At 34.7% G+C, this 13264-nt stretch carries 15 protein-coding genes; all 15 read right to left on the bottom strand.

The features are described 5' to 3' along the window. Positions 1-18 precede the first annotated feature (18 nt). Positions 19-504: a prolyl-tRNA synthetase associated domain-containing protein gene (locus tag HMPREF0874_RS00640; RefSeq protein ID WP_008600709.1), complete on the bottom strand. Its 486-nt coding sequence runs from the start codon at positions 502-504 to the stop codon at positions 19-21. Between the two features lie 123 nt (positions 505-627). Next, positions 628-1650, bottom strand: coding sequence for a DMP19 family protein (locus HMPREF0874_RS00635; RefSeq protein ID WP_004697005.1), 1023 nt, complete (start codon positions 1648-1650; stop codon positions 628-630). Positions 1651-1776: 126 nt separating this feature from the next. Then, positions 1777-2355 (bottom strand): hypothetical protein, encoded by a 579-nt coding sequence (locus HMPREF0874_RS00630; protein ID WP_008600706.1) that lies wholly within the window; start codon positions 2353-2355, stop codon positions 1777-1779. Between the two features lie 196 nt (positions 2356-2551). After that, positions 2552-4066 carry an SMI1/KNR4 family protein gene (locus HMPREF0874_RS00625; protein ID WP_008600704.1) on the bottom strand — a complete coding sequence of 505 codons (1515 nt, stop codon included), beginning with the start codon at positions 4064-4066 and terminating at the stop codon, positions 2552-2554. 42 nt (positions 4067-4108) lie between these two features. Beyond that, on the bottom strand, positions 4109-4567 hold the full coding sequence (locus HMPREF0874_RS00620) for a hypothetical protein (RefSeq protein ID WP_008600702.1): 459 nt from the start codon (positions 4565-4567) through the stop codon (positions 4109-4111). Between the two features lie 47 nt (positions 4568-4614). Continuing rightward, complete coding sequence (locus HMPREF0874_RS00615; RefSeq protein WP_008600700.1) at positions 4615-4974, bottom strand: hypothetical protein; 360 nt, start codon at positions 4972-4974, stop codon at positions 4615-4617. Beyond that, the gene (locus HMPREF0874_RS00610) at positions 4967-5386 is read right to left on the bottom strand and encodes a hypothetical protein (protein WP_008600698.1); all 420 of its coding nucleotides are present in this window, start codon (positions 5384-5386) and stop codon (positions 4967-4969) included. The genes HMPREF0874_RS00615 and HMPREF0874_RS00610 overlap by 8 nt, the downstream gene beginning before the upstream one ends. 193 nt (positions 5387-5579) lie before the next feature. Continuing rightward, a complete protein-coding gene (locus HMPREF0874_RS00605; RefSeq protein WP_008600697.1) occupies positions 5580-6059 on the bottom strand; it encodes a pyridoxamine 5'-phosphate oxidase family protein in 480 nt (159 codons plus the stop codon). A gap of 16 nt (positions 6060-6075) precedes the next feature. Continuing rightward, positions 6076-6714 carry a hypothetical protein gene (locus HMPREF0874_RS00600; RefSeq protein ID WP_105086557.1) on the bottom strand — a complete coding sequence of 213 codons (639 nt, stop codon included), beginning with the start codon at positions 6712-6714 and terminating at the stop codon, positions 6076-6078. A gap of 106 nt (positions 6715-6820) precedes the next feature. Further along, complete coding sequence (locus tag HMPREF0874_RS00595; protein ID WP_008600693.1) at positions 6821-8302, bottom strand: YadA-like family protein; 1482 nt, start codon at positions 8300-8302, stop codon at positions 6821-6823. A gap of 38 nt (positions 8303-8340) precedes the next feature. Beyond that, entirely contained in the window at positions 8341-8754 is a 414-nt protein-coding gene (locus HMPREF0874_RS00590) for a polyketide cyclase (RefSeq protein WP_039964895.1), read from the bottom strand. A gap of 109 nt (positions 8755-8863) precedes the next feature. Next, entirely contained in the window at positions 8864-10210 is a 1347-nt protein-coding gene (locus tag HMPREF0874_RS00585) for an anaerobic C4-dicarboxylate transporter (RefSeq protein ID WP_083791374.1), read from the bottom strand. A gap of 182 nt (positions 10211-10392) precedes the next feature. Continuing rightward, complete coding sequence (locus HMPREF0874_RS00580; RefSeq protein WP_008600688.1) at positions 10393-10806, bottom strand: hypothetical protein; 414 nt, start codon at positions 10804-10806, stop codon at positions 10393-10395. 143 nt (positions 10807-10949) lie between these two features. Beyond that, entirely contained in the window at positions 10950-12440 is a 1491-nt protein-coding gene (gene rlmD / locus HMPREF0874_RS00575; RefSeq protein WP_008600686.1) for a 23S rRNA (uracil(1939)-C(5))-methyltransferase RlmD, read from the bottom strand. Next, the gene (locus HMPREF0874_RS00570; protein ID WP_008600684.1) at positions 12440-13108 is read right to left on the bottom strand and encodes a TerC family protein; all 669 of its coding nucleotides are present in this window, start codon (positions 13106-13108) and stop codon (positions 12440-12442) included. Before HMPREF0874_RS00570 ends, rlmD begins: the two co-directional genes overlap by 1 nt. Between the last annotated feature and the right edge of the window lie 156 nt (positions 13109-13264).

Genomic DNA, 13264 nt, shown 5'->3' with positions numbered 1-13264 from the left:
ACAAATAGGATGTTACGCTTATATTGTTATATATTTAATAGTTGTACCATGCTCTTCAATGAGTTTAACTAGTTCTTTACCTTGAAGCCACACAGTCGCATCATTTTGGTTCGGATGTATGCCGATTAAATTATTCTTGTAGTCCGCGTCAATATAATAATGGACCTTACGGTCCTCATCATGAAGCAAGCAGAATGGAGATACGTGACCTGGTTTAATCTTCAAAATATCCCATAGTTCTTCTTCAGAGCCAAAGGAAATCTTTTTCAACTTATGGTCCTTACGAAATTGTTTTAGATCTACACGCTTTGAACCACGAACGGTAATTAAATAGTAATGCTCTCGTTTATGATCTCGTATAAATAAATTCTTTGCATCCCACTCAGGATAGGGCAACTGCACATTTGGCTTGTCGTCCATACTAAATAATGGTGCGTGATCTGTAATTTCAAAATCGATATGATGGTCACGTAAACAATCATATACGCCTTGTTTATCTAACATGTAATACCTCTAATACATCGTTTCTACTTGGTGAAAGTTGCTACATAATAAAATCGATTAACATAGTGAAAGTACCAGTTGTACCGGTTACATCGATTATATCTTGTTAAATATATCCCAAGCTTATTCTGGAATCGTATAGGTACCATCAAATACAAATAATTCAGGATGTTCATGTACGAATGTATCTTCATAAATTCCATCATATTCATACACTACATCATCTTTTTTATCGAGAAAATCGAACAATTCCTCTTCATTTTCCCAGTCTTGTAAAATAGTCCATCGTTCAGCTCTATCAAATGGAACTGAACCACCAAAGTAATCGATAACTGATTGTAAATTATCTGCTAGCTCATCCATCTTGAAGAGGCGTAAGCCAGCAAGAGCATCTTCCCATACAATGCCTGTTGAGTTATATAAAAACTGATGATGACCACCATTATTGACCTCGGCAAAATACCAACATATTGCATTGAGGTATCGTTGCTCTAAGGTGAAAGGTTTTGCAGATTCTAAATAATCATCGTAAGAACCATATATATTGATAGACCAATACATGGGCTCATTAATGGTCCACATATCATCTGCAGATTGGATTTCTTCAATAGTAATGGTCCGATGTCGAGGTACACCTTCTCGTTTCTTCTTTTTCTCTGCTACATAATTGCTATAAGCTTTACATAACTTAGGATACTCTGCTTCACACTGTTCAAAGTCCATCTGCATATAGCACATATCAATGACTTCAAAACAGTACGATTTTATATCATCCAGATTCTTTTCCTGAGCTAAACGTACGCCCTGATCTACTAATCTTAGCATCTGTTTCATAATATCTGATGTATACGATTCATTATTATCTAAAGCAATGGCTCCATACGCATAGGCACAACGATAATACCACACCGCATCACGATACTCTTCATCAATAGACTCTAATACCTTAATTGCCTCTTTTTCATTGCCATTATTGTTATAAGCTCTACCAAGCTCACCTAACAGAGGTATAGATAAATTTTCTATGCCTACACGAGTTAACACATCAATAATAGTTTTTACATTTCCAGTATCATTAAGCTCTTTAACAGTTTGTAATTGCTCACTTTCAGAAAAAGATAAAAACTGTTCAATAGTTATAGACATACAATACACTTCCCCTCATATTATCAATATGTATATGAACTCATCTTAGCATAATAATAACAAACAACACAAAACAATAAATTACAGATTTTAAAATAATAGTTTATGACAAAAAAGACTATTTAACTAGCTACCAAGCCATACAACAAATACAGGAATACCTTCATCATTATCGTCAATATCTTCAATTTCATCAGCTTCAAATTCGTGATCATCATAGACTAAATTTTCAAAGAATACATGATCACCGAGCTCTTTATTGGCCATTAAGTTATGTATCTTGAAAAGAAGCTCTTCAGTAGTAAAGTACTGACCATTATCTGCTTTAAGGCGAGCATAGATTTCAACTTGCCACATATCATCTTCTTTATCGTCTTCTAGTAATTCGTCTACCTCGTATAAGTGTTCATTAGGGTGAAGCTGACTTTTGCTTTCAATCCAAGCTTCATAGCTTACAAAAATTTCAGGCTCTACTAATGGTGGTAAATTATCAGGATTAACTTTATGCTCTTCTAAGCATGTATAAAACTCCTTAACAAACTCTTCTCTAGTATAGGTAGTTTTATTAAAAACCCAAGGAATTCCCTTAAACTCATGATAATAACCTTCATATATTTTATTACCATCTTTATCAACACCAAGATATTCAATCTTTTCCGTGTTCTCATTTTTGTTAAAAAGGTTTTTGATCATTTCAAAAATCATAATATAATCCTCCTTGTAATCTTTTAAACAATGCTTTGATTTCATTATTCCTAATATATTTCTCAATATTCTACATTAATCCCCTATAAAATAACGTAGCCCGAAGCACAAAAGTATATAATTTCTACGTGTATAGTAAAAGCCCCTCGTATAGCGAAGGGCTAATCTATTATCGTCTTATAATGTTCTATACTAACTAGCTACCACAAACAATAAAGAATACAGGTATACCATCTTCATTATCTATAAGTCCGTACCCTTCACATTCATGACCTTCGTATTCAATACCTTCAAAGAATACGTGATCTCCTAATTCTTTATTGGCCATTAAATTGTGTAATTTAAAAAGTAATTCTTCTCTAGTAAAATATGTACCATTATCCGCTACAAGATGAGCCATAATTTCTACTTGCCACATGCCATCTTCTTTATCTTCTTCCAGCAATTCTTCGTCGGTAACACGTTCATTATCAAAAAGTTGGTCTTCACTTTCAATCCAAGCTTCATAGGTTACTAGAATTTCAGGCTCTTCTAATCTATCGTCGTCATCTGCTTGATCATCATCTACATATTTTTCTACAATTTTATTATATTCTTTTGAAAACTCTTCTCTGCTATATGTTTGCTTATTAAATACCCAATGTACTGCATCATATGTAGGATAGTTATCTTCTTCGTATTCATTAACGTCTTCAATATCTTTACCTTCTGTAGTAATTTTACTATTTTTCTTATCAAAGAGATTCTCAATGGTATCAAAAATCACAGGGTAATCCTCCTTGTAATCTTTTGGCTTGATTTGAGTTAATAAGTATTTTACAACTTCGCAACACCAGCCCAGCTGTTTATCTAAATGGGACTCTTTCGCCATTTTCATACCTACTTCTATTAACTGTAATGCTTGCTGCACATGTTCAGATTCGTAGCTTTCACCACATCCCAAAGATGCATGAGCATAGCCACAACGATAATACCAAGACCAATCGCGATGTGCCTCATCTATACGATTAAATAAATCGATAGCCTCTGCCGGTCGACCATTATTGTTATACATACGTCCTAAGGTGCTTAATAGTATAGGGGACAAATTATCGATGCCCATATTAGTTAACAGTTCCATCGCACGCTTAATATCGATGCCCTCTTGTTCATTAAGGAACTTAACCTTTTCCGCATCACTTAATTCTTGAAATTCTTCATCCGTAATCTCTTCTATACTGATATATAAGTTCTTAATAAAGTCACCAAAGTTATCTGCTAATAGAGTAATTGAGTAATCACCTTCTTGGTCTACACGTACAACCTTAGGCTCACCGGTAGGACCGCACTCACGATAATCAAGGAAAATCATATCATGCCCACCAGAAATCGTATCGGCTACAACGACACCGATAGGAGGATATTTACATTTCGAAATCCAAAATTCATTCCCCATCTCACCTAAAAGAGAGTATTTCTTACCACTATCGATGCCATATATACCTGTTACGTATACACAATCGTCATCATCGTTAATAAAACAATTTTTCTTTACCACACCACCATTATGTTTTTTAAGTAGCTCAATATATGCTACAGGCAATGTATATCCTAATTCTGATTCAGCATCTTTAATATCGTCATCGGTAACAGGTTTACCTATATAGGATTCAAATGCATAATCAACATCGTTCCAAAATCCAGTCCAATTAAAGTCTTTTAGATCACTCATAATACTCTCTCCTAGCCAAATGGATATAATCTAACCACATAATTACTCATCAATGGAATATTCTTTAATTAAAGCTTTTACCTCATGTTGTATCAATATAGTATCTACAATATAAGAAAAAATGATATAAGGAGATGCATTTATAATCGCTATAGGCGCTAATATAATTGCTACCCATAATAGATCTAGAGGATATGCATACCACTTAATATCTATGGTATTTAAAATGGGTATAACATAATCTATCACTCTTAATTCCCATTGCATTAATGGATTTAATTCCTCACTTGTTCCTACTAGCCAAGCGAAGATAACCCCAAAAAGCAAAAAATATAATATGCCAGTTGGAATTAATATCTTCGCCCTCTTTTTTAATAGATTACGACAAATCTCATCTTCTTCCTCTGGTGCTATATCATATAACATATTGCACTGAATCTGAATCCGTCTAAATCGATAGCGAATATACTTATACAAAATGTTATTAGGTGTATATAACATAATAGACTCCACACATAAGTCATACTAGCAAAATCATGAAAAATATATCATCCATCTATGGCAAAATAATGTAAATCTTTGAATTCATCATCCCAAAATGTAAAAGAAAAGATATGGGTATCATCAAAGGTTTGCTCGCAATAGGTCACAGCATCACGTTCTGGTTCAATAATAGGCATACCAATACGTGTTTTCACGTCATCAATAGTTACATCACCATACCAATCTTGTATTTCGTTATAAATGAAAGTTGCAATTGCATCTATATTCTTATGGTAATTAACAGCTAATAGCTTTGCCGTATCTAAATTAGCATCTGTTGGTTTCTCATCCCAGCAAAACTGTATTCCTTCGTAGGATATGGTATATTGCCTTAACTGTTCATCATATATTGCAAGATTAGTCATTTTCTGTTCCTTTTATATAGCTTTCCATCTTCGGTCTTAAATCTAACACAATTTCCCAATCATCTAACGATGGTACCTTATGATGTGCAATAAATTCTTCTATGATCTGTAATACCTCTTGATGTCCTAGCTCATTTTTACCATATATAATAGCGCCCTGTTCGCCATCATTAGTTGCACTAAGCTCTATATGTAATAAATCGGTATCTTGATCACTACAAACTTGTACAAAGTTATACTTTTTATTATCTATTAAGATTGCATTTAATGGTGATATAACTACAAAATCTTGCTCTTGATCTTCAATAGCATATAGATTTTGCTCAACCTCATTCAATGTAATCCCTTCATATTTGTACTCACCCACATCAATGGACCAATCCGTATATTTTTTCTCAAAGGTATCTATCATATGTATCGACTCTCCTTTACGATATCTGTTACGATATGAGTTACAGCTTCAAATGTACCTAAATTCTTTAACTTTATCATGTCTCTCTCCCACGAACTATATTTTTAAAATGATTATTACTAATTACATTATATTATATTTATAAGTATGAGTGTATAGTAAAAGCCCTTCACATAAGTGAAGGGCTAATCTATTATTTCTCTTGTACTTGTTTACCACTCATATGTTCGATGGTAATTTCAAACATTTGTGTTGCTCGCCCATTACGAGCAATTTGTTCATCAGCTAAGGTCTCATCAGGATAATACTTCATAGCAAATTCTTTTAATCGCTCTATAGATTCTGAACCGGCCTCTAACAAACGACATTTTCCAAATACGACTACACTTTGTACATACGGCGCCCAAGATTCAGATTCATCAATACACTCATTACCATATACGGTAAAGCATATCTTATCTGAAGTTTTCAATGCATCTACTTTATGACCAGCTTTAGCTCCATGAAAATAAATTTTCTTCTTATCACAGTCATAAAAATAATTAATAGGAATAGCATAAGGGTACCCATTATCGCCGTTCATGGCTAAAATACCTCGACGATTAGATTGTAATAAAGCTTCTATAGCAGCACGATCTATTTCATTTATCTTTTTACGAATAGGTTTAAACATAATATATCTCCTAATTTTATTTACTTATCCTATTTACAAGATACATAAAAGTACCACTATTAGTATAATCAACTTTAGAATATTCTTTCCAATTTATAGGATATATCCCAGTTAATTCAATAGATGCTTCCATTCCACGCATTGTTCCTTCTCCTGTATTAGCGGCCCAATTCATACACCCAGTTTTTATAGAACCATCCTCAATAGAAAATTCGGCATATGTACAATTTACTTTTATGGGCGGTTTTAAATAAGACATCTCACTAGTTATCTTAATCGTATAACCTTCAATAAATTTATTACTCTTATCCCTAAATTCCTCTATACGCATTATATCTTTTAAGTAGTTATAACAACCTTGGTCCTTAGCACCTTGCTCCTTCAACATATACACTTCATCATTTATAGTTTTAATACATTTTTTTGTCGTATATTTAAGCTCAATAGGAATCCATTTACCATCTAATATAACAAGAATATCGAGATGTAAATTAGGATTAAATTCAGGTACAAACTCTAGTCTAATATCACAATTTGGATATTGTTCTTTAATCATCCAAGCTAAGCTAAATTGAAAGTCTGCTTCCGAATGAAATATTGGTCTCCACCTACTCAATTGGTACATTATTTTATCAATATCTAAAATTAGTCCCACACCACATACCTCAACGAACATAATACATCTATTTATTCTAATTATATTACATTTATAAGTATGAGTGCTCTTCGCATAAAGTGAAGAGCTTCTACTAATATATATATTATTTCTTCGCTTGTTCTAATTCAAGAATTCGTCTTTCTAATTCGGCTATTCTAGCATCTGTAGATGTAGATGTCCCTTTAGATTCAGATCCTACTTTAAAGCTTAAACCACCATTAAAACCTGAATTACCATTTCCAAGAACAGTGCCTACATTGAGCTGTACATTACGGCTTGGACGATAGAATGCGCCTAACGCAGTAGCTGTTTTACCATGGAAATGACCAAATCCAACAGCTACACCTAATCCTGTTTCATCTCCAGAGAAGTTCGGATGTAATGCTGCAAGAGCATAGCTAGATGCTGTTGCTTTATTTACTTTAGTATCTAAATTTGTGCCTACAGCTTGCAATTGACCTACAGTAGATTCCAATTGATCTACTGTGCTTTCTAATTGACCTGTGGAAGACTTTAACTGACCCACTGTTACTACATCATGTTCATCTACACCATCAGCTACTTTTACCAATCGATTATACTTCGCATCAGTGTATGTAGTAGGTGTTACTGTCGGTTCTTTATCATAATCTGGAACAGTTTTTTTATAACCTAAATGCGTAGTTATTTCTTTATCAGGATATTTAACAGTGTACCCAGATACATCACCAGTAAAACCACCACCGATAGATGTAGATGCCACACCAAGTGTTAAACCATTAGAACCACCAAGAACGGTACTACCGTTTGCTACAGTTCTAGCATCTCGACTACCTACAATCGTACTATATTCACCATTAGCAATATTTTTGTGAGTAATAAATTTTCGGCCTGTAAACTGACGACCACCACCACCAAGAATAGAAGCACCAGTTCCTACTGCTTCATTTTTACTGCCGCCGAATACAGATGACCACATACCTACACCAGTATTTCCTAAACCACCAGCTAGAGTACTACCATGACCATCCGCATTATTTTGGGAACCCCCAATGACAGAACCAATTTCACCACCTGCGTTGTTACCACGACCGCCAGCAATAGAGCTATGCAAACCATAGGTCCCATTGGCATTACCGCCAGAGATAGAAGAAGACTCTCCATAAGCAATATTATCTTCACCACCACTGATTGTTGCATAATTACCTACTAAAGTACCAACAGCTTCAATTTGATTCTTTTTACCACCGAGAATAGCACCATTCTTAATTTCTTCGTGAACTATATTCTGTAATCCACCTACGATAGTAGTATATGCTCCTTCTGCTGCATTCTTTGTACCACCAACAACAACGCTATTTTCACCTTCCGCAAAATTAGGTTCCTTATCTTTGCCGCCACCTACGACAACACTGCCATCATCTACTGCTTGATTACCGAAGGTATAGCCGCCTATTACTTGACCTGCTGCCTCTACAGTTGGCACACTCAATAAAATAGCAGCTCCAACTGTTAATGCAAAAACACAAACAGTTACAGATGCACCAAAACGATTTACTTTCTTAATTTGTTGTCTTTTAGAATTCATTTTATTAGTTACTAACATAGTTCTTTTCTCTCATTATAAATCTACAAAACTACTTTCTACATAAAACCAGATTCTGCACAATTTAGTTTTACTTTTAAGTCTCTAAAATATATTTTTTGTTGTCGTTTCAAATATAAGCTTATAAATGGCTTAAATATTAATTTTTTAGAGACAATATTTTCAGTAAACTCTAAGATAGTTTTATCTCCCTTGGAATAAAATTTTCCTACCCAAGTCCCTCTAATATTTTTATTTTCTATCTCAAATGCCCAGGATTGATATTTAATACATTCTGTGACTCTAAAATAAGTTTCTATACCATTCTTACTAATCTCTATAAAGTTATGCTCATCTATAATTCTTATATCCTTTAAATCACTTCTCCAAGCAAAATCATTTAGATTCGTGACCGCATCCCACACTGTTTCTATTGGACATAAAAGAATAACTTTCATATTAGAAATTGCCACAGTGATCACCTCAAATAATATGTATAAAAAAGGTACAACATTTACTGTTGTACCTTTTTCGATTCCTATACAAACTGAATAATTATATAGTCTCTTTTGTAAATATATCTTAGAAAAGTGCGTGAGCGATAAAATAGCCAACAACACAACTTGTAAAGACACCGATACAACCAGGAAGTATAAAACTATGGTTGATTACAAACTTACCAATGCGCGTTGTACCAGAACGGTCAAATCCAATACATGCAAGGTCTGATGGATAAGTTGGTAAAATAAAGTAAGCATAACAAGCTGGCACAAAGGATAAAATAATGAGAGGATCTACTCCAACACTAAGGCCCATTGGCACTACAATAGCAAGTGCTGCCGCTTGCGAGTTTACCAGTTTAGAAATCAAGAATAGCACAAAAGCATATGTCCATGGATACGCTACAACGATACCAGACAATGTAGTTTTAAATTGTGGAATGTAAGCACCGAAATATGTTTCTGCCATCCAAGCTACACCATAAACAGAGATAACTGCAATCATACCAGATTTAAATACAGAACCATTCGTTACATCACTAACTTTTACCTTGCACACAAGAAGAATAATCGCAGCAATTACAAGCATAGAAATTTGAATAGTTGGTGTCATGGATAAGGGTTTCCATACGCCTTTAGCATTTGGAACAAGTGGTAACAATTGTTCAGGGAAACTACCAAAGAGAGCAATAATAATAATACCTAGTAGAAAAATTGTTGTTGCCCAATATGCAGTATGTGGAAGTTCAGTTTTAACACTTGCTTCTTTATTTTCTTCATAAATGTACGCACGTTGCTCAGGATTTTTAATACGTTCTTGAAAGTCTGGATCATTTGCAAGATCTTTGCCACGACGCATGCTCCAAATACCAGCAACAATAACACCACAGAAAGTAGCTGGAATTGTAATTGCCAAGATTGTTACTACACTAGCTGGGAAGTTAGCTGCTACCAACATAGCAACAACGGATACGACTGCAACGGATGCCGGTGAAGCACATACCCCCATTTGAGAAGCAATAGATGATACAGCCATAGGTCGTTCTGGACGAATACCTTCTTTGATTGCAATATCATAAATAATTGGGAACATTGTATATACAACGTGACCCGTACCGCAAAGAACAGTCAAAAACCAAGTTGTTATAGGTGCCAAAATTGTAATCTGCTTCGGATTTTTACGTAGAAGTTTTTCAGCATAAACTAGCATTACATCTAAACCTTTAGAAGCTTGTAAAAAACCAGAGCATGTAACAACTGCCATAATAGTCAACATTACATCAATAGGTGGTTTTCCTGGAACCAAACCAATTACAAATACAAAAAAGGCAAGACCTAAACCTGATATAGCAGCAAGTCCTAGGCCACCATATCTAACACCTACAATTAAGCAGGCTAATAAAACAATAAAACCTAATAAAATAATCATGAAACTTATCAATCCTTTCAAAACCATACATAATAATACAAATCAACTATATTATATGTTACTATTAAGAAAAATAATAGATAAAATAGTCCAAATTAATAAGTTATAATAATGATATTTTTTTATTTTTACTAAAAATAATATTATTTCTAGTATATATGGTTATATTTATTTAGTGCGCTCTAAATAAAACTAGCTTCTTTACAATTTAGTTTCACTTTTAAATCCTTAAAATATATTCTTTGTTGTCGTTTCAAATATAAACTTATAAATGGTTTAAATATTATTTTTTTAGAGATAACATTTTCAGTAAAATCCAGAATCGTTTTATCACCCTTTGAGAAGAATTTTCCAACCCACGTCCCCTTAATATTTTTGTTTTCTATCTCAAATATCCATGACTGGTATTTAATACATTCTGTAATCCTAAAATAAGTTTCGATTCCATTCTTAGCAATCTCTATAAAATTATGCTCATCTATAATTTTTACATCTTTTAAATCGCTTCTCCAGGAAAAATCTTTTAGATTCGTCACTGTATCCCACACAATTTCTATAGGACATAAAATAGTAACCTTCATATTAGAAGTTGTCATAATGATTACCTCATATATATTAAAAAGTACATAAGCGATAAACAGTCCAGAAACAACACATATTTATTAGAGGCATTTAATGTTATAATTCATACTCTGCCCTCAGCATTATCAAATACCGAGTACAAGGATAATGCTAATGCTTACTGCGTCACTTCGTTCCTAGTAAGCAAAGCTACTGCCTCAACGTGTGCCGTCATTGGAAACATGTCTACAGGTTGTACTTCTTTGAGTTCATAGCCGTAGTGTGTGAGGATTTCAATGTCTCGTGCCATGGTAGCTGGGTTACAGGATACGTAGACAATGCGTTTTGGTTCCATGCTAGCTGCAGAAGTTAGTACTTCTTCTTTACAGCCTGCGCGAATTGGATCGAATACGATAACGTCAGGTCGTACGCCTGCTTTATAGAGTTTTGGCATTTCTACGGCCGCATCGGCAACGATAAACTCTGTATTATCATAGCCATTGCGTCGTGCATTTTCACGAGCATTGATAATCGCTGGTTCTACGATTTCTATACCGATAACATGTTTTGCTTTATGCGCAAGGAATAATGAAATAGTACCCGTACCACAATACGCATCGATAACGATTTCGGTTCCTTTTAGGTCTGCATACGCTAGTGCTTGATCATAAAGCACCGTAGTTTGTTCAGGATTAACTTGGAAAAAGGAATGTGGAGATAAGGTAAACCGTAAATCTTTAATATGGTCTGTAATCGTTCCAGCCCCATAAAGAAGACTATTTTTAGGCCCTAATATAACATTTGTACGCTTCCCATTTACGTTATGAACAATGGTTTCTACTTGGGGAACTCGTTCAATTAATTTTTCTACCCACTTTTCTTGATGCGGCAAATGTTCTGTAGCGGTTACAAGGATAATCATCCATCCAGATTGTCCAATACGACCGATTACATGGCGTAATACACCTTTTCCCGTATGTTCATCATACGGTTCGATATCAAATTCTTTAGCAATTTGATAGCAAGCTTGAGCAATGCTATTATTGCCTTCAGATTGTATTGGACAATTCGTACCTTGTACGATATCGTGAGATCCCATCGCATAGAAACCCATTTGAATATCGCCTTTAGTCCCTCCTACAGGCATTTGCATCTTATTGCGATATGCCCAGGGATTTTTAGGTCCTAGAGTAGGTTTAACAAGATCTGGGTTTTGATGAGCAATGCGTTCGATAACGTCCTTCACCTTTTGTGTTTTTAGTGAAAGCTGGCCTTCATAGGTAATGTGTTGCAACTGACATCCACCACAAAAGCCATAGAGATCACAGCGCGGATCGATACGATTAGGAGCCATAGTGACAATTTCTAATAGTCGTCCTGTAGCATAAGTCTTTTTCACCATATTGATGGATATTTTAACGGTTTCTCCAGGTAAGGCAAAGGGAACAAAGACTGTAAACTCGTCTACACGACCTACACCTTCACCACTACTGCCGATACCATGAATAGTAACTAAGACCTCATCACCTAACTTAACTGGAGCATTGAATATAGCTTGTTGCTTCTTAGATAATGTACTAGTAACTGATTGACCTGTATTCACACAATTACCGTTTCTACGTTGTTGTTTAGATTTTTTCTTACTAGATGTACGACTTGTACCGTTCATTACGAGTCTCTTTTCTTCCAAATTTTAATCATGCCAGTTACGATAAGTACAAAGAATACAGTGCCAAATTTCACGAGTAATTCTTCACCTTGAATATATGGCATAAGAAGTGGATCTTCCACAATCATTTCACCAGCAACCCAACCTAATAAAGCACCACCAGCCCAAAGGATAATAGGGAACTTATTGATGATACGAGCAAATAGTGTAGAGCAGAACACAATGATTGGAACAGTAATCAACATACCAACAATAACAAGCTCTAAATGTCCTTTAGCGGCACCAACTACGCCAATTACATTATCGATACTCATCATCGCATCAGCCACAATGATTGTCCAAATAGCTCCCATTAAGGAATTCTTAGCTTCGATATGTGCATCTTCATCTCCACCTTTTAAGAGTTGAATGGCAATCCATACAAGTACAAGGCCACCACCTAAGTGAATAAGAGGTATTAAAGTAAGTGCTTCCACTAAAAGAGTAGCAAATAGAAGGCGCATTCCAATAGCCCCTACTGTACCCCAGATAACGGCTTTCTTTTGTAATTCTGGTGCCAATTTACCCGCTGCCATACCAATAACAACGGCATTATCTCCTGCCAATAAAATATCGATCAAAATAATTTTACTAATCGTTATCCACGTTGCAGCTTCTAAAAATTCCATTCTATACTTACCTCAATTCACTCAGCTGATTCTATAACTATCCCTTAACTATACCACAAATTCTCTATTTTCTCATCTAAAAGAAAGCTCTTAGACTACCACTGTTATTCTTAAGATTAGCCTATAAGGTTCTTTATAATAACTATACTTTTACGA

The sequence above is a fragment of the Veillonella sp. 6_1_27 genome (assembly GCF_000163735.1).
Lineage (GTDB): Bacteria > Bacillota > Negativicutes > Veillonellales > Veillonellaceae > Veillonella > Veillonella parvula_A.
This window is presented reverse-complemented; position numbering and strand designations above follow the sequence as displayed.

What these genes read in the sequence shown, in the direction of transcription:
- rlmD (WP_008600686.1), bottom strand. Translation starts at nt 12,440, where the DNA reads ATGAACGGTACAAGTCGTACATCTAGTAAGAAAAAATCTAAACAACAA.
- HMPREF0874_RS00605 (WP_008600697.1), bottom strand. Translation starts at nt 6,059, where the DNA reads ATGTTTAAACCTATTCGTAAAAAGATAAATGAAATAGATCGTGCTGCT.
- HMPREF0874_RS00610 (WP_008600698.1), bottom strand. Translation starts at nt 5,386, where the DNA reads ATGATAGATACCTTTGAGAAAAAATATACGGATTGGTCCATTGATGTG.
- HMPREF0874_RS00585 (WP_083791374.1), bottom strand. Translation starts at nt 10,210, where the DNA reads ATGATTATTTTATTAGGTTTTATTGTTTTATTAGCCTGCTTAATTGTA.
- HMPREF0874_RS00570 (WP_008600684.1), bottom strand. Translation starts at nt 13,108, where the DNA reads ATGGAATTTTTAGAAGCTGCAACGTGGATAACGATTAGTAAAATTATT.
- HMPREF0874_RS00620 (WP_008600702.1), bottom strand. Translation starts at nt 4,567, where the DNA reads ATGTTATATACACCTAATAACATTTTGTATAAGTATATTCGCTATCGA.
- HMPREF0874_RS00630 (WP_008600706.1), bottom strand. Translation starts at nt 2,355, where the DNA reads ATGATTTTTGAAATGATCAAAAACCTTTTTAACAAAAATGAGAACACG.
- HMPREF0874_RS00640 (WP_008600709.1), bottom strand. Translation starts at nt 504, where the DNA reads ATGTTAGATAAACAAGGCGTATATGATTGTTTACGTGACCATCATATC.
- HMPREF0874_RS00595 (WP_008600693.1), bottom strand. Translation starts at nt 8,302, where the DNA reads ATGTTAGTAACTAATAAAATGAATTCTAAAAGACAACAAATTAAGAAA.
- HMPREF0874_RS00625 (WP_008600704.1), bottom strand. Translation starts at nt 4,066, where the DNA reads ATGAGTGATCTAAAAGACTTTAATTGGACTGGATTTTGGAACGATGTT.
- HMPREF0874_RS00615 (WP_008600700.1), bottom strand. Translation starts at nt 4,974, where the DNA reads ATGACTAATCTTGCAATATATGATGAACAGTTAAGGCAATATACCATA.
- HMPREF0874_RS00635 (WP_004697005.1), bottom strand. Translation starts at nt 1,650, where the DNA reads ATGTCTATAACTATTGAACAGTTTTTATCTTTTTCTGAAAGTGAGCAA.
- HMPREF0874_RS00580 (WP_008600688.1), bottom strand. Translation starts at nt 10,806, where the DNA reads ATGACAACTTCTAATATGAAGGTTACTATTTTATGTCCTATAGAAATT.